Source organism: Amycolatopsis sp. NPDC114484 (assembly GCF_055633755.1).
Genome location: NZ_JBVKDQ010000001.1, coordinates 1,120,710 through 1,142,033 on the forward strand (window position 1 = coordinate 1,120,710; position 21,324 = coordinate 1,142,033).

Below are 21,324 nucleotides of genomic sequence, written 5' to 3' on the forward strand. Positions count from 1 at the left end.
TGCCCGGCTCGGCTCGCAAAGCCGGCCGGGCACCGTAAAGTGCGGGCGTGACCTCGCTGCTATCGCCGTCTCCAGCCTTCCCGGGACCCGGTTCCACGCGCCGTATCGCCGTGGCCGGTCGTCCGTGAGCGCGGCCGACGACACCGCGACCGCCTTCGACGCGGCCACCGCAGTCCGGTCGCTCGGGGACGGTACGTTCACCGCGACGTTGCGTTCGGAATGGGCGATCGCGGTCCATCCGCACGGCGGGTTTTTGGTGGCATTGCTGGCAAAAACCGCCGCTGCCGCATTGCACGAGCGCGGGGACGCGACCGTCGACCCGCTGGCCGTGAGCACCGAATTCCTGCACGCGCCCGCGCTCGGGCCGGTTTTGCTGCGCACCGATGTGCGCAAGGTCGGCCGTCGCGTTTCGGTGGTCGCGGTGTCGCTCGAACAGCGCGGCCGGGCTTGCGTCGAGGCACGGGTCACGGTCGGCCGGTTGCCGATGCGCCGTTCCGAATGGACGGACCTGCCGCAGATGCCCGCCGAACCGCCGTCGAGCGCGCTGCAGCTCGGCAAGGACACCCCGGAAGGCCCGTTCCACCTGTCTGCCGCCTGCGACGTGCGACTGGATCCCTCGACCGCGGGGTTCGTGTCCGGACGCACCGGAGACCCGCCGAGGCTGCGGATGTGGGCCCGTCCGCGGGTCGGCCAGCCCGACGTGTACTTCGCGCTCCTGGCGGGCGACCTCAACCCGCCGGTGGTGGCGAACCTCGGCAGGCACGGCTGGGCCCCGACCGTCCAGCTGACCTCGCTGCTGCGCACCCGCCCGGCCCCGGGCTGGCTGCGGATCCTCGTCGAGGCGCGGTCGGTGCACGAGCCGTGGTTCGACTCGGACGCGACGGTCGTGGACTCGCAGGGCCGTCTCGTCGCGCAGGTGCGGCAGCTGGCGCTCGCCCCGGCACCGGGCGGCTGAGCCGCGTTTGGCACGCTGGCCGCATGAGTGTGATCGCGGTGCTGGGTGCGGGAAAGATCGGCGAAGCCCTGCTGTCGGGCCTGCTCAACGGCGGCCACGAGCCAGGCGACCTGCTCTTCACCGAGCGGTACGAGGAGCGGGCGCGCGAGCTGGAGGCGCGCTACCCGGGCATGAAAGCGGCGACTGTCGCCGACGCGGCCCGGAAGGCGGACATCCTCGTGGTCGCGGTGAAGCCGCAGGACATCGAGCCGGTGCTGGACGAGCTGGCCCCGCTGCTCGGGACGGCGTCGCTGGTCGTCTCGCTGTGCGCGGGACTGCCGACCGCGCTGTACGAGCGCCGTCTCGCCGACGGCGTCCCGGTGGTCCGCGTGATGCCGAACACCCCGATGCTGGTCGGCGAGGCGATGAGCGCGATCTCACCCGGCAAGCACGCGACGCCGGCGCACCTCGCGACGGTCAAGGAGCTGCTCTCGCACGTCGGCCAGGTCGTCGAGGTGCCGGAGCGGCAGCAGGACGCGGTCACCGCGCTCTCCGGATCCGGTCCTGCGTACTTCTTCTACCTGGTCGAGGCCATGATCGACGCGGGCATCCTGCTCGGCCTGCCGCGCGCGCTGGCAGGGCAGCTGATCATCCAGTCGGCGGTCGGCGCGGCGAAGATGCTCGCCGAGGGCCAGGACCACCCGGTGCTGCTGCGCGAGGCGGTGACGTCCCCGGCCGGGACGACCATCAACGCGATCCGCGAACTGGAGAAGCACGGCGTGCGCGCGGCGCTGCTCGACGCGATCGAGGCCGCCCGGGACCGTTCGGAGGAGCTGGGCCGCGCCCACGAGCACTGACCGCCTGGCCCGCCTGCCGCACGACCAAGCTGTCCGTGAGGAAATCTGATTCCGTCCGGGGTCCCCTCACGGACCTTGGCGGTGCCCGGCGAGGGGCTCGAAGGAGGGCGGCGAAGGGTCCGCTGGTCCGTTCGGCGGCACCGATGTCGTAGCGGGGTGGTCGGGCGACTCCGGCAAACCGGACACTGCTGCGCCGTCCGGGCTACGCGAAGGCCCAGGTGAGGGCCCATCCTGGTGACAGGCGTCGCACTAGTCCCACCTGTCCCGCTACCCTCGGAAGAGCACGTGCGTGTCGATACCACAGGTGGGGAAGCCTCGTGGCGCGACACGTGTCGAAGGACGCGGTAAACATGTCGCCGAACAAGAGGGAGGATTTGCCCGCGATAGGGCAGGTCCAGTTTTTGACAGTCGCCGAAGTGGCCACGCTGATGCGGGTCTCGAAGATGACCGTGTACCGCCTGGTGCATTCGGGCGAACTTCCCGCGGTCAGAGTCGGGAAGTCCTTCCGGGTGCCGGAAAAAGCGGTGCACGAGTATCTGCAGGGTGCTTACTTCGACGTGGGCTGAACGGTCGCCGGGCATGCGTCAAACCATGCCCGCCGACCGGCCCTCGCCGGGACGCTAGTAGCCTGGTAAACCGCTCGTGCCTGTGCGCTCCACCCGTTGGACGCTGCGCCGGGCAGCGTGACCGACGACAAGAGGAGCGCCCATGGGTTCCGTGATCAAGAAGCGCCGCAAGCGCATGTCCAAGAAGAAGCACCGCAAGTTGCTCCGCCGCACGCGCGTGCAGCGGCGCAAGGCCGGCAAGTGAGCCGTCCGCGCGGCTAGTGTTTCGTGGCCCGTCCAGTCTCTGGACGGGCCACACTCATGTTCGGACCCTCCTACGCCCGATCGAGTGAGGCGCGGATCGCAATCCGGACGTCCCTCGTAAATACCAGGTAAGCCCTGGTCAGAAGGGCGCCTATGGCCGGTAACATGGCGGGCGCATCAGCGCGATGCTTCCAGCGAGTGCAGGTTCGCGCACCCCGAGTGATCACTCCGTCTTGCACACTGCTGCCGATCAGGGAGTTCCATGGCCTCGAACATCGTGCTCGTCACCGGGGTCGCCGGCGACCTTGGCGGGAAGCTCCTCGCCAGGCTCGGCGCGCACCCGGATCTCGAGCGGGTGATCGGCGTCGACACCGCCCCGCCCGCCAAGGACGTCCAGCAGCGGATGGGCCGCGCCGAGTTCGTGCGCGCCGACATCCGCAATCCGCTCATCGCGAAGGTGATCAGCAGCGCCGAGGTGGACACGGTCGTGCACACCTCGTGCACCGCGCATCCGGCCGGGCCGAGCCGGCGCGCGGCGGTCAAGGAAGTCAACGTCATCGGCACCATGCGGCTGCTCGCCGCGTGCCAGCGCGCGCCGAAGGTGCGCAAGCTCGTGGTGAAGTCCAGCGCCGCGGTGTACGGCGCGGGCGCGCGTTCGCAGGCGGTCTTCACCGAGGATTCGGAGCTGATCCCGCCGTCGTCCAGCGGCTACGCGAAGGACGCGGTCGAGATGGAGGGCTACGTGCGCGGCCTCGCCCGCCGCCGCCCGGACCTGACCGTCACGCTCCTGCGGTTCGCGAACATCATCGGCCCTGAGGTCGACACCGTGCTGGCCCGGTACTTCTCGCTGCCGGTCGTGCCGACGGTCTTCGGCTACGACTCCCGGCTGCAGCTGTTGCACGGTTCAGACGCGCTGTCAGTGCTCGAAATGGCGACGCTGGAAGACCGGCCGGGCGTGTTCAACGTCGCCTCCGAGGGCGTGCTCACGCTGTCGCAGGCGATCCGCCGGGCGGGCCGGGTCGGGCTGCCGATGCCGCGCGGCGTCGTGCCGTCGGTCGGGAAGCTGCTGCGCGGAGCCCGGCTGGTCGATTTCTCCGCCGACCAGGTGCGGCTGCTGAACTTCGGCCGCGCGGTCGACATCACGAAGCTCAAAAAGGAATTCGGGTACACGCCCCGCTGGACCACCCGCGAGGCGTTCGACGACTACGTGGCGGGCCGCGGCCTGCGTCCGGTGCTCGACGGCGGCGCACTGGCCGGGCTGGCCGGCAAGGTGCTCGAGGCCGCCGCCACCGGGCAGGCGCGCCGATGAACCACGCGACGAGGGCCGGAAGTGAGGCGAATCCCGTGAACAGTGCTGAGGCACAGGTCATCCCGCTGCATGGACCCGGCCGGGGTAAACCGGCCGAGACTCCGGAACCGGCCGAGGAGCGCGTGGACGCGCCGGTCGTCGAGTTCCCGGCGCAGCCGTCCGGGCCGGTGCGCGAACCCGCGGCCGATCCGCTGTCGGAGTCGGTGCGCGGCGCGCTCACCTTCCTGCGCCACCGGCTCACCGGCGACTACGCGGTGGACGAGTTCGGTTTCGACGCCGAACTCACCGAGACGCTCGTGCTGCCGCCGCTGCGCGCGCTGTACGAGAAGTGGTTCCGCGTCGACACGTTCGGCGTCGAGAACCTGCCGACGGCGGGCGGCGCGCTGCTGGTGTCCAACCACTCCGGCACCTTGCCGCTCGACGCGCTGATGACCGCGGTCGCGGTGCACGACGAGACCGGCGGACGGCACCTGCGCGGCCTCGGCGCGGACCTGGTGTTCAAGCTGCCGCTGGTGGGGTCGTTCGCGCGCAAGTCCGGGCAGACGCTCGCCTGCAACGCCGACGCCGAACGCTTGTTGACCAACGGCGAACTGGTCGGCGTGTGGCCGGAAGGGTTCAAGGGCGTCGGGAAACCGTTCTCCGCGCGGTACAAGCTGCAGCGCTTCGGCCGCGGCGGGTTCGTGTCCGCGGCGATGCGCGCGGGCGTGCCGATCATCCCGGTGTCGGTGGTCGGGGCCGAGGAGACGTATCCGAAGATCGGCGAGCTGAAGGTGCTGGCGCGGCTGTTCGGGCTGCCGTACTTCCCGGTGACGCCGTTCTTCCCGCTGCTGGGCCCGCTCGGCGCGGTGCCGCTGCCGACGAAGTGGACCATCGAATTCGGCGAGCCGATCCGCACCGACGACTACGGTCCGGACGCGGTCGACGATCCGATGCTGGTGTTCACGCTCACCGACCAGGTGCGGGAGTCGATCCAGCACTCGCTGTACCGCAGGCTTTCCCAGCGCCGCAGCGTTTTCCGCGGCTGAGCTTCAGCCGGGCAGGTGCCAGCCGCGGCGCACTGAGCGTTCGCAGCGCTGAGGTTCGTCGCCGACGCTGACGAACAGCGCGGTCAGCAGGGGCGCGCCGTGGTCGAGGGTGGTGCGCGGCAAGGGACCGTTGGCGACCAGCGAGACCAGGCCGTGCGCGACGGCCCAGCTTTGCGTGGCGAGTTCGAGCGCGTCGAGGCCTTCGCGGTACCGGCCGGTGTCGCGGCCTCGGGCGGCGGCTTGCACGAGGTATTCGAGGGTGTCGTCGGCGGCTTGGGCGTCTTCCAGTTCGAAGTTCGCGTCGAACATCACGCGGTACAGGTCGGGGTGGTCGAGCGCGTTGCCAAGGTACGCGGAGATCAGCGCGGCGTGGTCGCGCACCGGATCGGCGGACGGGCGGACCTCGGCCATCCGGTGCGCGAGGCGGGTGAAACCCTCCTGGCGCAAGGCTTTCCACAGGCCGTCCATGTTGTCGAAGTGCGTGTAGACGGCCATCGTCGAGACTCCGGTCCCGGCGACGAGCGAGCGCAGGGTGATCGGTTCGCGGGTGCGGAGCATCTGCGCTGCCCGTTCGAGCAGCAAGGTGCGCACTGCCGGATCCTTCGCCCTCGCCACGACGGCATTCTATAGCATTGCAATGCTATGTTTTAAGCACCGAAGATCATCCACGGCTTCAGGAGGAAACATGGCCGTCACCCTGGTCAACCCGGCCGCGCTGCCGCAGGTCGGCCTCTACCGGCAGGTGTCCGTCGCGACCGGCTCGCGGACGGTGTTCATCGCCGGGCAGGTGGCGCGGACCGCCGACGGCGGGCACGTCGGGGAAGGGGATCTGGCCGCGCAGGTCGAGCAGGCTTACCTGAACGTCGCCGCGGCGCTGGCCGAGGTGGGTGCCACGTTCGCCGATGTCGCCCGGCTGACGGTGTACTTCGTCGAGTGGTCGCCGGAGAAAATGGGCGAGTTCGTCGAGGGCGTGCAGCGCGTGGAGAAGAAGCTGGGCGTCGCCATCCAGGCCCCGTTGACGGGGATCGGCGTGGCGTTCCTGGCGGAGCCGGACCTTCTGGTGGAGGTCGAGGCGACCGCGGTCCTGGACTGAACCGGCCTCAGCGGCGGCGGTAGGCCATCCCCGCGGCGACCGCCCCCGCGACCGCGCCCGCGCCGATCACCGACGGGACGCCGATCCGGGCGGCCTTGCGGCCGGTGCGGAAGTCGCGGATCTCCCAGCCGCGGGCGCGGGCGACGTCCCGCAAGCCGCTGTCCGGGTTCACCGCGACCGCGGTTCCGACGACCGACAGCATCGGCACGTCGTTCTGCGAATCCGAATAAGCCGTGCAGCGCTTGAGGTTCAGGCCTTCCCTCGACGCGAGCGCGCGGACCGCGTGGGCTTTCGCGCGGCCGTGCAGCATGTCGCCGACCAAGCGTCCGGTGTAGACGCCGTCCTTGGTTTCCGCGACGGTGCCGAGCGCGCCGGTCAGGCCGAGGCGACGGGAGATGATCGCGGCGAGTTCGATCGGCGTCGCGGTGACGAGCCACACCCGCTGGCCCGCGTCGAGGTGCATCTGCGCGAGCGCGCGGGTGCCGGACCAGATCTTGTCCGCCATCAGCTCGTCGTAGATCTCCTCGCTCATCGTGGTGAGCTCCTCGACCGTGCGACCGGCCACAAAGGACAGCGCGCGTTCGCGGTGGGTCTTGATGTCCGCCTTGTTCTCGCGCCCGCCGATGCGGAACTTGACCTGGTCCCACACGAAACCGGCGAGGTCGGCGGAGGTGAAGAACTTGCGCGCGGCTAGCCCGCGGGCGAAGTAGAAGATCGACGCGCCCATCATCATCGTGTTGTCCACGTCGAAGAAGGCGCCCGCGGTGAGGTCCGGCGGCGCGGGCGGAACCGACGTCGCCAGCTGCGCCGAGGAGGACGCGGCCTCCGCCGACGCTTCTCCGGCGAGCGTGGCGAGCCGCTCCAGTTCCTCACTCTTATCCTTGCCACGCCAAGCTGACACGCACACCGCCTCCAGGTTCGGGCACGTCCCGGCGGACGAGGCCGACCGGGTCCTGCAGCACAGGGTAGCGACCGCTCGACTCACTCGTTGGAGATGTGGCCCGCGCCTCCGATAGGGGTTGCCCGGTTCTCCCGATCATGGCGAGGGGGAGTGGCGAAAGTCGCGCCTTCGCGGCCCGAGCCGCTGCCGCGGCAGCGGCGAATGGGTTGGCCGGGTCGGATGCGGAGGACGTGCGTTCGGCGGGCTGAGCAGGCTTCCGCCGCTCGCTGGAGGCGGCACCGTCGCGTGCGCCGATGACGATCGGCGGGGACGCGGGCCCTAGTGGCGGGATCGAGACGACCGGCGGGCCCGGTCGGGCGCGGCGTTCGGCGGTGGCTGTCACCGGGAAGGCGAAGAGCCGCGTCAGCCGATGACGATCGGCGGGAGCCCGGGCAGCAGCGGCGGGATCGAGACGTTCGGCGGGGGCGCGGGCCGCGTCGGGATCCGGGGCGGGGTGGGCGCGGTGATCGGCGGCGGGACGCTCGGCGGGGTCGCGGTGTGCGGGACCTCCGTCGACGTCGGGGTCGGGCTCGGGGTTGGCAAGCTCGGGCTGCTCAGCGTCGGCGACGACACCGAGCGCACCGGCAGCGGCGAGTCCGCCGGCGGGAGGCTCGGCGTCCCGGGAGCGGGGCTGCTCGGCGTGGAGCCGCCGGGTGACAGCGGTTGCTGGGTGCACGCGCCGCGCGCCGGGAGCAGGCCCAGTTCGTCGGTGGTGCCGGTGGTGATCTGGTAGCAGCTCAGCCGCGAACCGAGCGCGGACGTCCGCTGCTGCACCCGGTCCAGCAGGACTCGGGCCTGCTCGAAATCGAGGCGGGCGGACGCCGGGACGTCGGCCTGTTCGGATTCCAGTTGCCGCGACTGGCTCTGCGCCCACGATTCCAGCGACGTCAGCCGCGTGTGGCTGCCGCTCGTGGTCGCCAGCTCGGTGAGTTCGGCCACGCCCGCGTGGACGTCGCTGCTGAAATCGTGCAGGGCGGTTTGGAACGCCTCCGGACTGGCGTCGCTCATCCGGCCCAGTTCGGTGACGCGATTCGCGGCGAACTTCAGGTGCTTCTCGGCCTTGGCTTCGTCGCCGAAGGTCAGGCCGAGCGACGTGACTTCGCCGGCTCGCTTCACGCTGTACAGCGTGTCTCCGGGCAGGGCGTCCCGCGAAAGCAGCAGCGTGAGCCCGCCGAGGCCGAGGATCAGTGCGATGCCCGCGGCGACGAGGTCGGCCATCCGCGGCCGCCACCGTCGGCGGGGAAGCGGTTCGCCGATGCGGCCTTCGATCTCGGCGCGGATCCGGGCCCGGGTGGCTGGGTCGGGGTCGCCCGCTCGGCCCAGTTCGTGCAGGGCGCCGACGAGGGCCAGCTCTTCGGCGAACTCGTCCGGCCGCTGCCCGGGGGAAGCATTGATCGCGTCGTCGAACCGCTCGCTCTCGGTCCGACCACGCGAAAACCACCCGGGCACGCCCACGGTGCTGCTCCGTCTCCACCCAACGCCCGGCCCTGACCGCCGGTCTGCGTGAGAAACGATTAAGAAGCCGGAAAAGTTACGGCTGTCGTTGAACGATCAACGCAGGCCGGTGGGCAGCAGCTGCGCGAGCCGCCGGACGGCGCGGTGCTGCAGCGCCTTCACCGCGCCCTCGTTGCGATCCATGATCTGGGCGGTCTCGGCGACCGAGAGCCCCTGCAAGAACCGCAGCACGATGCATTCGCGCTGGTCGTCGCCGAGCTCGGCGACACACCGCAGCAGTTCGGCGCGGGTCGCGCCCGCGATCGCCTGCTGTTCGGGCCCGGCCTGGGCGGCCGGTCCGACCGGTCCGCCGGGCACTCCACCCGGTTCAGCGACCTCGTCGGTGACGACCTCGAGCCGGAACCGGCTGGACTTCACGTGGTCGAGGATCAGGTTGCGGGCGATGGTGACGAACCACGCGCCGACGTCGCGGCCCTGGTAGCTGACCGACGTGATCCGGCGCAGCGCGCGCAGGAAGGTCTCGCTGGTGACGTCCTCGGCCAGGTCGCGGTCGCCGAGCCGGAAGAGCGCGTAGCGGTAGACGACGTCGACGTACCGGTCGTAAAGCTGGCCGAACGCGGAGGAGTCGCCCGCCTGCGCGGAGCGCACCAGGTCCCACGCCTCGGCCTTGGCGACCTCGGCGGGGTCCGGTTCGGCGTCGGCCTTGGGCAGCGGCACGGCGGCCGCGGACGAGCCGAACACGCGGTCGGCGAACATCGAGACCGGCCCGCGGTGTGCGGGGGCGGACAGGGTGATCGGACGGGTCATCGAGCGGCACCTCCGGCTCTCCCAGGTGCTGCCGGGCGCGGTCCCGAGGGCGCGAAGGCGTGCCGCGGCGCGTGTCCCACTTCCTCGTGGACCGGCAGCTTCGGCACGACGACTCCCTTGCTCGGGTCACCCGGTAGTGATCAACGCCACCCGGCGACGCAGTGCAGCATACGTGTTGTTACCGCGAAGTAGGTAGTGTCCCGGTCAGGCAGAGGTGCGACGATCGCGCGGCATCCCCATTACGGGTGACAAGATGACGAATCCGCAACGGAACGAGAGGGGTGGGGGTGGACCGGATCAGCACCGCCCACGGCGTCGCCGGCCTGCTCGCCGATGCGGCCAGCCGCTGGCCGGAGCGTACGGCGATCACCGAGACGGGCACCGGCAGCACGCTGACCTGGCGAGAGCTCGACGAGGCGGCGCACGCGCAAGCACGCCGGCTGGTCTCCTCCGGCGTCGCGCCGGGCGACCCGGTCGTGCTGCGGCTCCCGACGTCGGCGGACTTCGCGGTCGCCCTCTTCGCGGTGCTGCGCGCGGGCGGAATCGCCGTGCCGTTGTCGCCGCAGGCCCCCGCGCCCGAACTGGAGCGGCTGCTGGAGCACTGCGGCGCGAAACGCGTGGTGCAGCGCGACGACGCCGAGCTGCCCGAGGGCATCGCCGGTCTGCCGCCGCGCGGCGACGAGCCGGGCGAGCCGGTCGACCTCGGCCGCTCCGGTGAGGACATCGCGGTCATTTCGTACACCTCCGGCACGACCGGCCCGCCGCGCGGCGTGCTGTTGTCGCACCGCGCGTTGCTGGCGAACCTCGCCCAACTGTCCCAAGTGGACGGAGTGACCGAGCACGACGACCGGGTGCTGGTGTCGATCCCGCTCTTCCACGTCTACGGCCTCGGCCCGGGGCTGCTCATGGCGACCGCGGTCGGGGCGACGCTGGTGCTGTCCGAACGTTTCGAAGCCCGGCGGACGCTCCAAGACTGCGCCGAACATCGCGTCACCGCGATCACCGGCGTGCCCGCGATGTACAACGAATTCGCCTCGCTCGAGACCGAGGAGTTGAGCCGCGGGCTGGCGACGGTGAAACGGCTGACGTCCGGTGCCGCACCGTTGCACCCGAAGGTGCTCGCGGCGATCCGCGAGGCCACCGGGCTTGACGTGTACGAGGGCTACGGGCTCACCGAATGCGCGCCGGTGGTGACGTCCACGCTGGTCACCGGCTATCCGAAGCCCGGTTCGGTCGGACGGCCGCTGCCCGGGATCGAGCTGCGGCTGGTCGAGTCGGACGGGTCGGCCGACGATTTGCCGCTCGATCCGGAAGAACCGGACGACGTGTTCGAGGTCGGCGGCAGCACCGGGCTGGTGTCGGTGCGCGGGGAGAACCTGTTCTCCGGGTACTGGCCGGACGGCGCGCACGGCCCGGACGCCGAGGGCTGGTTCCGGACCGGCGACGTCGGTTATCTCGATTCCGACGGCGATCTGCACCTGGTTGACCGGGCCAACGACTTGATCATCGTCAACGGCTTCAACGTCTTCCCGCACGAGGTCGAGGAAGTGATCTCGCGGCTGCCCGAGGTGGTCGAGGCCGCCGTCGTGGGCGTGGTCGACGAGCGAAGCGGCGAAGCGGTGAAGGCGGTCGTGGTGCCTGCCGAAGGTGCGGCGTTGTCGGAGCAGCAGGTGGTGGACCAGTGCACGGCGCATCTGGCCGGGTACAAGGTTCCGCACACCGTCGAGTTCGCCGAGACGCTGCCGCATTCGGCGACCGGAAAGCTGCGGCGGCTGAAGCTACGCTGATTCTGTGCACAAAGTGACCGTGATGAGCCGCGAGGGATGCCACCTGTGCGACGTGGCCGAGGCGGACGTCGCACGGATCTGCGACGAGCTGGGCGTGCCGTGGGAGACCGCGGACGTCGACAGCGACCCGGAATGGCAGGCCGAATACGGCGACCAGGTGCCGGTGATCCTCATCGACGGGGTCGAGCACGGGTACTGGCGCGTCGAGGAAGAACGGCTGCGCGCGGCACTGCGGTAAGCAACCCGTAAGCGCTTTCAACGGGCCCGTCGGGGCCGGACCCGCCGAAGATGGTGGGGTGAGTGCGCTGAAAGAAGCTCCGCCGACCGCCCGGCCGCGTCTGTCGCTGGGCATCGCGACGTTCATCGGGCTGGTCTCGCTGGCCGTCGCGCTGGGCTTGGGACATCTGGTCGCCGGATTTGTCGGGTACAACGCGTCGCCGTTCGTCGCGGTCGCGGACTTCGTGATCGCGCACAGCCCGCACGCCGTCGTGGTGTGGGCGGAGCAGACGATCGGGACCGCCGACAAGACCGTGCTCAAGATCGGTCTGGCCGTGGTGCTGCTGGGGTTCGCCGTGCTCGCCGGACAGCTTTCGCGCAGCCGTCCGCTGCCGGGACAGCTGCTGGTGATCGTGGTCGGCGCGTTCGGGATCTTCGCGGTGTTCGAGCGCACGGACGTCGGACAGCTGGCGTTGCTGGCTCCGGTGCTGGCGCTGGGTGCCTCGCTGCTGGTGTTCAGCTGGCTACACAAGCGTGCGCTGCCGCCGGAAACCGAACTGCGGCAAGGACTCAGCCGTCGGCAGGTGCTGCGGCGCGGCGCGGGGATCGCGGCTGGTGCCGGGGTGGCGGCGATCGTCGGCGAGGTCGTGTCTACCACCGGCAGCGCGGCCGGTTCGCGCGCTTCGGTCGGGCCGCTGGTCGCTGCCCGGAAGGCTCCGCCGCTGCCACCGGACGCGGATTTCCACAAGCTCGGGTCGCCGCCGTTCATCACGCCGAACGGGAGCTTCTACCGGATCGACACCGCGTTCGTCGTGCCGCAGGTGCGGGCCGAGGACTGGGCTTTGAAGATCCACGGCATGGTCGACCGCGAGGTGAACTTCTCCTACGCGGACATCCGGAATCGCCCGCTGGTCGAACGGACCGTGACGCTCACCTGCGTCTCCAACGAGGTCGGCGGCGAGCTGATCTCCACCGCGAACTTCATCGGCGTGGACCTGGTCGACCTGCTGGACGCGGCGGGCGTGCGCGCGGGCGCGCAGCAGATGTACGCGACCAGCGTCGACGGGTTCACCTGCGGCACCCCGGCCAACGTCGCGCTGGACCCGGCGCGCGGCGCGATGCTCGCGATCGGCATGAACGGCGAGGCGCTGCCGGTCGAGCACGGGTTCCCGGCGCGGATCGTGATTCCCGGGCTCTATGGCTACGTCTCGGCCACCAAATGGGTCACTGACCTGGAGTTCACGACCTGGGACGCGCGGCAGGCGTACTGGCTGCAGCGCGGCTGGGCGGAGCAGGCCCCGATCAAGACCGAATCGCGGATCGACGCACCGGGCAACGGGACGTCGGTGCGCGCGGGCAAGGTCCGGGTGGCGGGGACCGCGTGGGCGCAGCACGTCGGGATCGCGAAGGTCGAAGTGCGGGTGGACCAGGGCGCGTGGCTCCCGGCGACGCTCTCGGCGGAGGTCAACAAGGACACCTGGCGGATGTGGTGGGCCGAGGTGCCGGTGCCGCCGGGCAGCCACACGGTGACGGTGCGGGCGACGGACCAGTCCGGCTATACGCAGACAGACCGGACCGCGGACCCGGTTCCGGACGGTGCGACCGGGTGGCACACGGTGCCGTTCACCGCGGCTTGAGCTAGCGCGGTGGCAACCGGGGCTCCGCCACCCGGCCCCCCGAAGAGGAGGGGGTGTGCTTCTGGTCATGCGGATGACCAGTGACTTTGTGCATGCGTTCACAAGTGGACTACCGTAGGAACCCGTTCCCCGCGAGGTCCGGCATCGAACCGGACGGAAGCCGTGGGGTCAAGGGTTGGTTTTCCACTGCCGGACAGGCAGGTGGGGGGCAGCGCGGGCACGAAGCCGGATTGAGGAGAAGTCAGCGTGGTGACACAGCGGGGTGGGCGCGGCGGTGCCGAACCGCCGGCCACGCCTCCCCGCGACGAATCCGACGCCGCCGAAACCGCCCCGCCGACCGCGCGCCGAACCGGCGGACGACACGCCGCGGGCAGCCGCCGTCGAGCCACGGTGAGCGAGAACGGCTTGGCGCGCAACGGGAATTCGGCGGAAGCCAGTCACGAGAACGGACAGGCGGCTGGGCAGGACCAGGTCGCCGGTGGCGGAGAGCACGCCGCGGGCAATAGTCGGGCTGCCGGGAACGGCCGTGCTAGCCGGGCGGCCGCTGGTGAGCATGCCGCGGAAGGTGGCCGGGCAGCGTCCGGCCGTGGCAGTCGAGCGGCTGGGCAGGACCAGGTCGCCGGTGAGCACGCCGCGGGCAACGGCCGGGCAGCTGCTGGTGAGCATGCTGCGGAGAATGGCCGGGCCGCGTCCGGCCGTGGCAGCCGGACTGGGCAGGACCAGGTTGCCGGTGGCGGAGAGCACGCCGCGGGCAACGGCCGCGCTGCCGGAAATGGCCGTGCTAGCCGGGCAGCCGCTGGCGAGCATGCCGCAGAAAATGGCCGGGCAGCGTCCGGCCGTGGCAGTCGAGCGGCTGGGCAGGACCAAGCCGTCGGTGAGCACGCCGCGGAAAATGGCCGGGCCGCAGCTGGCAACGGCCGCGCCAACCGGGCGACCACCCGAGCCGCCGTAGCAGCCGAAGACAGTCGCGCGACCGCCGATGCGAGCCGCCCGACCGCCCGAGCCGCGCAAGCCCAGACCCCGGTCGAGAGCGACCCCAAACCCCGCACCCGCCGCCCCGCCCGAACCTCCCGCACCGCGCCGGACGCAGACAACGCCCCGACCGCCGAGATGCCCGCCGTCTCCGACTCCGAGGACACCGCGGTCCGCGCGAAGCAGATCCCGGAGGCCGCCGTCGCCAGGCTGGCCGTCTACCTGCGGATTCTCTCCGGATTGGCCGAGCAGGGCGCGACCACCGTCTCCAGCGAGGAACTCTCCGCCGCGGCGGGCGTGAACTCCGCCAAACTCCGCAAGGACCTCTCCTACCTGGGCTCCTACGGCACCCGCGGCGTCGGCTACGAGGTGCAAGTCCTCGTCAGCCAGATCGAGCGGATCCTCGGCCTCACCCGTCAGCACCGGGTCGCCGTGGTCGGGATCGGCAATCTCGGCCACGCGCTCGCCAACTACGGCGGCTTCCCCGGCCGCGGGTTCCCGGTCGAGGCGCTCTTCGACCTCGACCCCGATTTGATCGGCGTCCCCGTAGGGGGTCTGCCGGTCTCGCACATGGACGACATTCCTCGCGTTTGCTCCGAACGGGAGATTTCCGTGGGGATCATCGCCACACCTCCTACCGCCGCGCAGTCGGTGTGCGACAGGCTGGTGGCAGGCGGCGTCCAGTGCATCCTCAACTTCGCGCCGGTAGTGCTCCAGGTGCCGGCCCACGTCGAGGTCCGCAAGGTCGACCTGGCAGTCGAGTTGCAGATCCTCTCGTTCCACGTGGCTCGGCGCGCCGACAGCGCGGCCAGTGCCGGGGTCGCCGGGGAAAACCAGGGGAATACCGGGTTACCCGGCACCGGCCGGCCCGCCGACAATGGCAGCGGCGGACGAAACGGCGCCGGTACGGACGGCGGTCTCGGAATGGTGGTGCGCTGAATGAGCGTGTTGGCGGTCGGGCTCTCCCATCGCAGTGCGGATCTCGGCACGCTCGAGCGTGCGGCGATCCCCGCGGACGAGCTGACCAAGGTCCTGCACGACCTGCAGCAGGCGGAGCACATCAGCGAGGTCATGCTCGTCTCGACGTGCAACCGCATCGAGGTCTACGCCGTGGTGGAGACGTTCCACGGCGGCGTCAACGACGTCTCGGACGTGCTCTCCCGCAAGGCCGGGATGGAGCCCGCCGAGCTGTACGACAGCTTGTACGTGCACTACGCGGGCGCGGCGGTCGAGCACCTGTTCTCCGTCACCTCGGGCCTCGACTCGATGGTGGTCGGCGAGACGCAGATCCTCGGCCAGATCCGGTCCGCGTACGCGACCGCGCGCGACGCCGGGACCGTCGGCCGCACACTGCACGAGCTGATCCAGACCACGCTGCGCGTCGGCAAGCGCGTGCACTCCGAGACCGGGCTCGACCAGCTCGGCGCGTCCGTCGTGTCCGAGGCGCTGGCCGCCGCGGGGGACATCGCGGGCAAGCACGCGCTGATCGTCGGGGCCGGTTCGATGGGCGCGCTCACCGCGTCCCAGCTGCGCAAGGCCGGGATCGCCGAGATCACCGTGGCCAACCGCACCGAAGCCAACGCCGCCCGGCTGGCCGAGAAGGTCACCGCGGAGGGGATTCCGGCGCGGTCGGTGCCGCTGTCCGAGCTCGCCGGCGCGGTCGAACTCGCCGACCTCGTCGTGGCGTGCACCGGGGCGCAGGACGCGGTCTTCCTCGCCGGGCACGTGCCCGCGCGGGCCGGACGTCCGCTGGTCGTCTGCGACCTCGGGCTGCCCAAGGACGTCGACACCGCGGTCGCGGAACTCGCCGACGTCACCGTGGTCGACCTGGAGACGATCCAGCGCCGCATGCGCGACGCGGGCGCTCCGACCACCGAGCGGCAGACCGCCAAAGCCAACGGCATCGTGCTCGACGAGGTGCGCGAGTACCTCGCCGGACAGCGCAGTGCCGAGGTCACGCCCACGGTCACCGCACTGCGCAGGCGCGCGGCCGAGGTGGTGGACGCGGAGCTGCTCCGCCTGGACAACCGGCTGCCGGAACTCGACAGCCAGGTTCGCGAAGAGGTCGGCCGCACGGTTCGCCGGGTGGTCGACAAGCTGCTGCACGCGCCGACGGTGCGGGTCAAGCAGCTGGCCGCCGAGACGGCCGACACCGACTATGCCAACGCGTTGCGGGAACTGTTCTGCCTCGACCCGCAGGCTCCTGCGGCCGTGGCGAGCCCGACAGCGCCGGAATCCGAGAAGAAGCGGTAAGTGACCAGAGTCATTCGCATCGGCACGCGAGGCAGCAAGCTCGCCCTCGCGCAGACCGGCATCGTCGCCGACACCATCCGCGCCACCGGGGCGGAGGTGGAGATCGTCACGGTCACCACGCCCGGCGACCTCTCCAGCGCACCGATCTCTCAGATCGGGGTCGGCGTGTTCACCTCGGCGCTGCGGGAAGCGTTGCTGCGCAACGAGATCGACGTCGCCGTGCACTCGTACAAAGACCTGCCCACCGCGCCCGAGCCGGATCTCGTGCTGGCCGCGGTGCCGCCGCGCGAGGACCCGCGCGACGCGCTGATCGCCCGCGACGGCCTCACTCTCGGCGAGCTTCCGCCGGGCTCGCGGGTCGGCACCGGGGCCGCGCGGCGGATGGCTCAGCTGCGCGCGCTGGGTCTCGGTTTGGAAATCGTGCCGATCCGAGGCAATATCGATACCCGCATGCGCAAGGTGACCGACGGCGAGCTGGATGCCGTGGTGCTGGCGCGTGCCGGACTGGCCAGGGTCGGCCGGGTGGACGAGATCACCGAAACCCTCGACCCGATCCAGATGCTGCCCGCCCCCGCCCAGGGGGCGCTGGCGCTGGAGTGCCGGGCCGCCGACGTGGACATCGAGCACCTGCTCGCGTCCGCGGTGGACGACGAGAGCACGCGGGTCGCGGTGACGGCCGAACGGGCTCTGCTCGCCGCGCTCGAAGCCGGGTGCAGCGCGCCGGTGGGCGCACTCGCCGAGATCGTCGAGGACCTCGACGACGAGGGCGCGGTGGTGGAACGCATCTCGCTGCGCGGCACCGCTGCCGTCGAAGGCGAGAACGGCGGCGTCGACATGGTGCGGGCTTCCGCGATCGCCGGGATCGGCGAGGCGGAGAAGCTCGGCCGGGAACTGGCCGCCGAACTGCTTGACCTGGGAGCCGACGCGCTGCTCGGCCCCGCGCTGTGACGCCAGCCGTCACGCACCCGCACGACCTGCCCGACACCAGCGGCCGGAGCACCGGCCGCCCAAGAGGAGAAGAACACCAACGATGACCCCTGCTCGCAAGACCGCCGGGCGCGTCGCCTTCGTGGGCTCGGGCCCCGGGGACGCCGGGCTGCTCACCGTCCGCGCCCAGGAACTCCTGGCCAAGGCCGAGGTCGTGGTGACCGACCCGGACGTGCCCGCCAGCGTGCTCGCCTTCGCCGCCCCCGGCGCCGAGGTCCGGCCCGCCGTCGGCGAACCGTCCGACGTCGCCAAGGACCTGACCGCCGAGGCCAAGGCAGGCCGGCTCGCGCTGCGGCTGGTCTCCGGCGACCCGCTGACCAGCCCGGCCGTCGTGGCCGAGGTCCAGGCCGTCGCCCGCACGTCCGCCGTGTTCGACGTCATCCCCGGCGTCGCGCCGGGCACCGCGGTGCCGGCGTACGCGGGTGTCGCGCTCGGTGGCACCTACACCGAGGCGGACGTCCGCGGCGAGGTCGACTGGGGCGCGCTGGCCGCCGTCGCGGGCCCGATCGTGCTGCACGCGACCTCGGCGCATCTGGCCGAGGCGGCGAGCCAGCTCACCGAGAAGGGGCTGCCCGCCACCACCCCGGTCGCGGTCACCGCGAACGGCACCATCAACACCCAGCGCACGCTGGACACCACCCTCGCCTCGGTCGCGAACGACGCGGGCGAGCTGGTCGGCCCGCTGGTCGTCACGGTCGGACAGGCCGCCGGGCAGCGCTCGAAGCTGTCCTGGTGGGAGTCGCGGGCGCTGTACGGCTGGAAGGTCCTGGTGCCGCGCACCAAGGAGCAGGCTGGCGAGATGGCGGAGCGGCTTCGCGGCCACGGCGCGACCTCGCACGAGGTGCCGACCATTTCGGTCGAGCCGCCCCGCAGCCCGGCGCAGATGGAGCGCTCGGTCAAGGGCCTGGTCGACGGCCGGTACCAGTGGATCGTCTTCACCTCCACCAACGCGGTGCGCGCGGTGTGGGAGAAGTTCGAGGAGTTCGGCCTGGACGCGCGGGCGTTCTCCGGCGTGAAGATCGCCTGCGTCGGCGAATCGACCGCGGCGAAGGTGCGCTCGTTCGGCATCATCCCGGAGCTGATCCCGACGGGCGAGCAGTCGTCCGAGGGTCTGCTGGCCGAGTTCCCGCCGTACGACGACGTGCTGGACCCGGTGAACCGCGTCCTGCTGCCGCGCGCGGACATCGCCACCGAGATCCTGTCGGCCGGCCTGGTCGAGCGGGGCTGGGAAGTGGACGACGTCACGGCCTACCGGACCGTCCGGGCCGCGCCGCCGCCAGCCGAGACCCGCGAGATGATCAAGACCGGCGGGTTCGACGCGGTCTGCTTCACCTCGTCCTCGACCGTGCGGAACCTGGTGGGCATCGCCGGGAAGCCGCACACGCGCACGCTGGTCGCGTGCATCGGGCCGAAGACCGCCGAAACCGCGGTGGAATTCGGTCTGCGAGTGGATGTCCAGCCGGAGAAGGCTGACGTGCCGCATCTGGTGGACGCTCTTGCTGAGCACGCGGCTCGGCTTCGCGCGGAGGGTGCGTTGCCGCCGCCGCGCAAGGCTAAGCGGACTCGGCGCAGCTGAGGCTCGTCGCCTGGCGGCGTGAGAGGGCACCCCGAAGCTCGATTGTGACGACGGCGCGGGGGTGCTTGTCAAGGCGGGAAAGATGCCTTGACAAGCACCCCCGCGCCGCGTTTTTGGCTTCGTATCGGGGTGCGGGGGAGGTGTGGGCGCCTTCGGCGCGAGGCCGTTTTGTTCGGGAGTACCTTGGATGTGTGTTCCCTGAGCAGCGACCCCGCAGGCTTCGTACTACTCCGGCTATGCGCAGGATGGTCAGTGAGACCACGTTGCGGCCACGGCAGCTGATCCTGCCGATGTTCGTCGGCGAAGGCCTCGACGCGCCGCGGCCGATCGCCAGCATGCCGGGCGTCGTTCAGCACACTCGCGACACTCTCCGCAAGGCCGCTGTCGAGGCGGTCAACGCCGGGGTCGGCGGGATCATGCTCTTCGGCATTCCGGAGAAGCGGGACGCGCAGGGTTCCGGCGCGGTCGACGAGAACGGCATCCTCAACGTCGCGCTCCGGGATCTGCGCAGCGAACTCGGCGACTCCACCGTGCTGATGGCCGACACCTGCCTGGACGAGTTCACCGACCACGGGCACTGCGGCGTCCTCGACGCGGACGGCGTGGTCGACAACGACGCCACGCTCCGGTTGTACGCCGAGATGGGCGTCGCGCAGGCGGAAGCCGGGGCGCACGTGCTCGGGCCGAGCGGGATGATGGACGGCCAGGTCGGCGTGATCCGCCGGGCGCTCGACGAGGTCGGGCACAGCGAGACCGCGATCCTCGCCTACTCGGTCAAGTACGCCAGCGCGTTCTACGGCCCCTTCCGCGAGGCCGTCGACTCCCAGCTCAAGGGCGACCGCAAGACCTACCAGCAGGACCTCGGCAACGCGCGCGAGGCGATGCGCGAGCTCGAACTCGACCTCGCCGAGGGCGCGGACATGGTCATGGTCAAGCCCGCACTGTCCTATTTGGACATCATCAAGGCGGCGGCCGACATCTCGCCGGTTCCCGTTGCGGCGTACAACATCTCCGGCGAGTACGCGATGGTCGAGGCGGCCGCGGCGAACGGCTGGATCGAGCGCGAGCGCACGGTGCTCGAGGTGCTCACCTCCATCCGCCGCGCGGGCGCGGACGTCATCCTCACCTACTGGGCGGCCGAGGCCGCGGCCTGGCTGGACTGAGCCCGGGTAGGGTCTTTCGGGTGGTCGAGAAGGACGAGAACACCCCGAAGCCAGCTAGCGTGACCTCGGACGATCTTTCCGGGCTCACCGACGACGAGCGCCGCAAGCGCGGGCGTGCGCCGGATCCGGTGTTGCCGGGGGAGACCGCGCCGAAGGCGAAGCCGCCGACGCCGGTGCATATCGCGTTCGTGCTCGCCATCGTGGCGGCGATCGTCGTCGCGGCCGGGCAGGCCGTGACTGTCGCGCTCAAACAGCAGCTGGTGGACCGGGCGATCGAGCAGGTGCAGAAGTCCGGCCAGAAGGTCGACGTCGCGCAGGTGCAGTCCAACGCCAACACCCTCGTGTGGGCCATGCTGATCGGCGCGCTGTGCTTCGGCGCGTTGCTCGTGCTGTTCGCCTGGAAGGCCCGTGAGGGCACGCGGTCGGCGCGCAGCATCGCGACCCTGCTGGCGGTGCTCGGCATCGTGTTCGAACTCGGGGTGATCCGCAGCATTTTCGCGCTCGTCTCGTCGCTGGCGCTGGTCATCATGCTGATCCTGCTGTACCTGCCGAAGGTCGCGGACTACTTCCCGAAGGTCGGCAAGAACCTGTAATGGCGGCCAGGACGCTGTACTCCGAGCCCGGCGTCGGCTGGTCGGCGCTGGTCTGGGGCCCGTTGTTCGCGCTGCTGGGCGCGCTCGCCGAACTGGCCACCGGCGGGCCGACGCACGTCGTTGGCTGGGTGCTGATCGGTGCCGCGTTGGTCGCGCTGACCCTGCCTTGGGTTTACGCGCGGCGGCGGTTCCTTTCGCTTGAGGCCACCACCGAGGGGCTGCGGCAAGGGCGGGAGACGCTGGCCGCCGAGCGGATCGCCTCGGTGACCGACGTCGGGGCCCCGGTGGGAGCACGCGTTCTCGGCGGAGGCTGGTCGGTGCCGCGCAAATACGACGAGTTGCCGGTGGAACTGGACGACGGCACGGTGGTCCTCGCTTGGGCCCGGGACGTCGAAGCGTTGAAGGCCGCGCTCGCTGAGTTGGCCGCGAAGAACCGCCCCGAGGACGAGACTGCCGAGGAACAGGCCGATGACTCCCGGAACTGAACCCTCACGAGGGACGCGCGACGACGGCGAACCTGAAAGGCTGGACCCCGTGATCGACCTACCCCAGCCGACCGGAGCCGGGCTTTGGCCGCCGGAGGAAACGCAGCCGCGGACGAAGCTCAACCAGCCGTGGCGCGCGTTAGTCGCGCTCGGCGAGGTCGTGGTGGCCGGATTGGTGCTGTGGGCGGCGTTCGCGCTGTGGCACGCCGGGGTCGTCACGGTCGTCACCACCGCGGGCGACGGCACTCCGTTGGCGTCGCAGCGGTATTTCGGCGGGCACATCGCCGGGGCGCTCGGCTTGGGCACGCTGTCGGCGGTATTGGTAGTGGACGCGGTCCGGCAATTGCTTCTCGCGGTGCGTGCGCGGCATAAAAAGAAGAAGGACTGACTTACACAGCTGACCCACAGGGAACCAACAGCTAACTG

General features: G+C 70.9%; 23 protein-coding genes. 19 read left to right on the top strand and 4 right to left on the bottom strand.

Translation table 11 applies throughout. The features are described 5' to 3' along the window. The first annotated feature begins 124 nt into the window (after positions 1–124). The 6 genes from ACZ7SW_RS05450 (at position 125) to ACZ7SW_RS05475 (ending at position 4,934) form a co-directional block, all read left to right on the top strand. Complete coding sequence (locus ACZ7SW_RS05450; RefSeq protein ID WP_470229149.1) at positions 125–955, top strand: thioesterase family protein; 831 nt, start codon at positions 125–127, stop codon at positions 953–955. Positions 956–978: 23 nt separating this feature from the next. Continuing rightward, positions 979–1,791 (top strand): pyrroline-5-carboxylate reductase, encoded by an 813-nt coding sequence (gene proC, locus ACZ7SW_RS05455; RefSeq protein WP_470229150.1) that lies wholly within the window; start codon positions 979–981, stop codon positions 1,789–1,791. A gap of 350 nt (positions 1,792–2,141) precedes the next feature. Continuing rightward, on the top strand, positions 2,142–2,357 hold the full coding sequence (locus ACZ7SW_RS05460) for a helix-turn-helix domain-containing protein (protein WP_470229251.1): 216 nt from the start codon (positions 2,142–2,144) through the stop codon (positions 2,355–2,357). A gap of 142 nt (positions 2,358–2,499) precedes the next feature. Beyond that, positions 2,500–2,601: a 30S ribosomal protein bS22 gene (locus ACZ7SW_RS05465; protein ID WP_007030867.1), complete on the top strand. Its 102-nt coding sequence runs from the start codon at positions 2,500–2,502 to the stop codon at positions 2,599–2,601. Between the two features lie 261 nt (positions 2,602–2,862). Further along, positions 2,863–3,909, top strand: a complete 1,047-nt coding sequence (locus tag ACZ7SW_RS05470; RefSeq protein ID WP_470229151.1) for an NAD-dependent epimerase/dehydratase family protein — start codon at positions 2,863–2,865, stop codon at positions 3,907–3,909. Beyond that, positions 3,906–4,934, top strand: coding sequence for a lysophospholipid acyltransferase family protein (locus ACZ7SW_RS05475; RefSeq protein WP_470229152.1), 1,029 nt, complete (start codon positions 3,906–3,908; stop codon positions 4,932–4,934). The genes ACZ7SW_RS05470 and ACZ7SW_RS05475 overlap by 4 nt, the downstream gene beginning before the upstream one ends. Before the next feature lie 3 nt (positions 4,935–4,937). Here ACZ7SW_RS05475 and ACZ7SW_RS05480 read toward each other — a convergent pair whose 3' ends face one another. Beyond that, a complete protein-coding gene (locus ACZ7SW_RS05480) occupies positions 4,938–5,549 on the bottom strand; it encodes a TetR/AcrR family transcriptional regulator (protein WP_470229153.1) in 612 nt (203 codons plus the stop codon). Positions 5,550–5,619: 70 nt separating this feature from the next. Here ACZ7SW_RS05480 and ACZ7SW_RS05485 point away from each other — a divergent pair, with 70 nt between their 5' ends. Further along, entirely contained in the window at positions 5,620–6,027 is a 408-nt protein-coding gene (locus ACZ7SW_RS05485; protein ID WP_470229154.1) for a RidA family protein, read from the top strand. 7 nt (positions 6,028–6,034) lie between these two features. Here ACZ7SW_RS05485 and ACZ7SW_RS05490 read toward each other — a convergent pair whose 3' ends face one another. The 3 genes from ACZ7SW_RS05490 to ACZ7SW_RS05500 form a co-directional block, all read right to left on the bottom strand. After that, positions 6,035–6,943 (bottom strand): HAD family hydrolase, encoded by a 909-nt coding sequence (locus ACZ7SW_RS05490; RefSeq protein ID WP_470229252.1) that lies wholly within the window; start codon positions 6,941–6,943, stop codon positions 6,035–6,037. 387 nt (positions 6,944–7,330) lie between these two features. Then, positions 7,331–8,422 carry a DUF5667 domain-containing protein gene (locus ACZ7SW_RS05495; RefSeq protein WP_470229155.1) on the bottom strand — a complete coding sequence of 364 codons (1,092 nt, stop codon included), beginning with the start codon at positions 8,420–8,422 and terminating at the stop codon, positions 7,331–7,333. A gap of 96 nt (positions 8,423–8,518) precedes the next feature. Then, a complete protein-coding gene (locus ACZ7SW_RS05500) occupies positions 8,519–9,229 on the bottom strand; it encodes a sigma-70 family RNA polymerase sigma factor (RefSeq protein WP_470229156.1) in 711 nt (236 codons plus the stop codon). Positions 9,230–9,510: 281 nt separating this feature from the next. On the opposite strand from ACZ7SW_RS05500, the gene ACZ7SW_RS05505 reads away from it, so the two are divergent. From ACZ7SW_RS05505 to ACZ7SW_RS05560, 12 genes are all read left to right on the top strand, one after another. After that, positions 9,511–11,016 carry an AMP-binding protein gene (locus ACZ7SW_RS05505; RefSeq protein WP_470229157.1) on the top strand — a complete coding sequence of 502 codons (1,506 nt, stop codon included), beginning with the start codon at positions 9,511–9,513 and terminating at the stop codon, positions 11,014–11,016. 22 nt (positions 11,017–11,038) lie between these two features. Beyond that, positions 11,039–11,254 carry a glutaredoxin family protein gene (locus tag ACZ7SW_RS05510; protein WP_470229253.1) on the top strand — a complete coding sequence of 72 codons (216 nt, stop codon included), beginning with the start codon at positions 11,039–11,041 and terminating at the stop codon, positions 11,252–11,254. Between the two features lie 58 nt (positions 11,255–11,312). Continuing rightward, complete coding sequence (locus ACZ7SW_RS05515) at positions 11,313–12,869, top strand: molybdopterin-dependent oxidoreductase (protein WP_470229158.1); 1,557 nt, start codon at positions 11,313–11,315, stop codon at positions 12,867–12,869. 478 nt (positions 12,870–13,347) lie between these two features. Beyond that, positions 13,348–13,821, top strand: coding sequence for a hypothetical protein (locus ACZ7SW_RS05520; RefSeq protein ID WP_470229159.1), 474 nt, complete (start codon positions 13,348–13,350; stop codon positions 13,819–13,821). 158 nt (positions 13,822–13,979) lie between these two features. Next, the gene (locus ACZ7SW_RS05525; RefSeq protein WP_470229160.1) at positions 13,980–14,780 is read left to right on the top strand and encodes a redox-sensing transcriptional repressor Rex; all 801 of its coding nucleotides are present in this window, start codon (positions 13,980–13,982) and stop codon (positions 14,778–14,780) included. Beyond that, positions 14,781–16,094: a glutamyl-tRNA reductase gene (locus tag ACZ7SW_RS05530; protein WP_470229161.1), complete on the top strand. Its 1,314-nt coding sequence runs from the start codon at positions 14,781–14,783 to the stop codon at positions 16,092–16,094. Further along, on the top strand, positions 16,095–17,042 hold the full coding sequence (gene hemC / locus ACZ7SW_RS05535; protein ID WP_470229162.1) for a hydroxymethylbilane synthase: 948 nt from the start codon (positions 16,095–16,097) through the stop codon (positions 17,040–17,042). It abuts the gene before it with no gap. A gap of 82 nt (positions 17,043–17,124) precedes the next feature. Beyond that, positions 17,125–18,657, top strand: a complete 1,533-nt coding sequence (locus tag ACZ7SW_RS05540; protein WP_470229163.1) for a bifunctional uroporphyrinogen-III C-methyltransferase/uroporphyrinogen-III synthase — start codon at positions 17,125–17,127, stop codon at positions 18,655–18,657. A 191-nt stretch (positions 18,658–18,848) separates the two neighbouring features. Next, positions 18,849–19,820, top strand: a complete 972-nt coding sequence (hemB, locus tag ACZ7SW_RS05545) for a porphobilinogen synthase (RefSeq protein WP_470229164.1) — start codon at positions 18,849–18,851, stop codon at positions 19,818–19,820. A 20-nt stretch (positions 19,821–19,840) separates the two neighbouring features. Next, positions 19,841–20,413, top strand: coding sequence for a hypothetical protein (locus ACZ7SW_RS05550; protein WP_470229165.1), 573 nt, complete (start codon positions 19,841–19,843; stop codon positions 20,411–20,413). Further along, entirely contained in the window at positions 20,413–20,898 is a 486-nt protein-coding gene (locus ACZ7SW_RS05555; protein WP_470229166.1) for a hypothetical protein, read from the top strand. The genes ACZ7SW_RS05550 and ACZ7SW_RS05555 overlap by 1 nt, the downstream gene beginning before the upstream one ends. Positions 20,899–20,947: 49 nt before the next feature. Next, complete coding sequence (locus ACZ7SW_RS05560) at positions 20,948–21,286, top strand: hypothetical protein (protein WP_470229167.1); 339 nt, start codon at positions 20,948–20,950, stop codon at positions 21,284–21,286. Positions 21,287–21,324 lie beyond the last annotated feature (38 nt).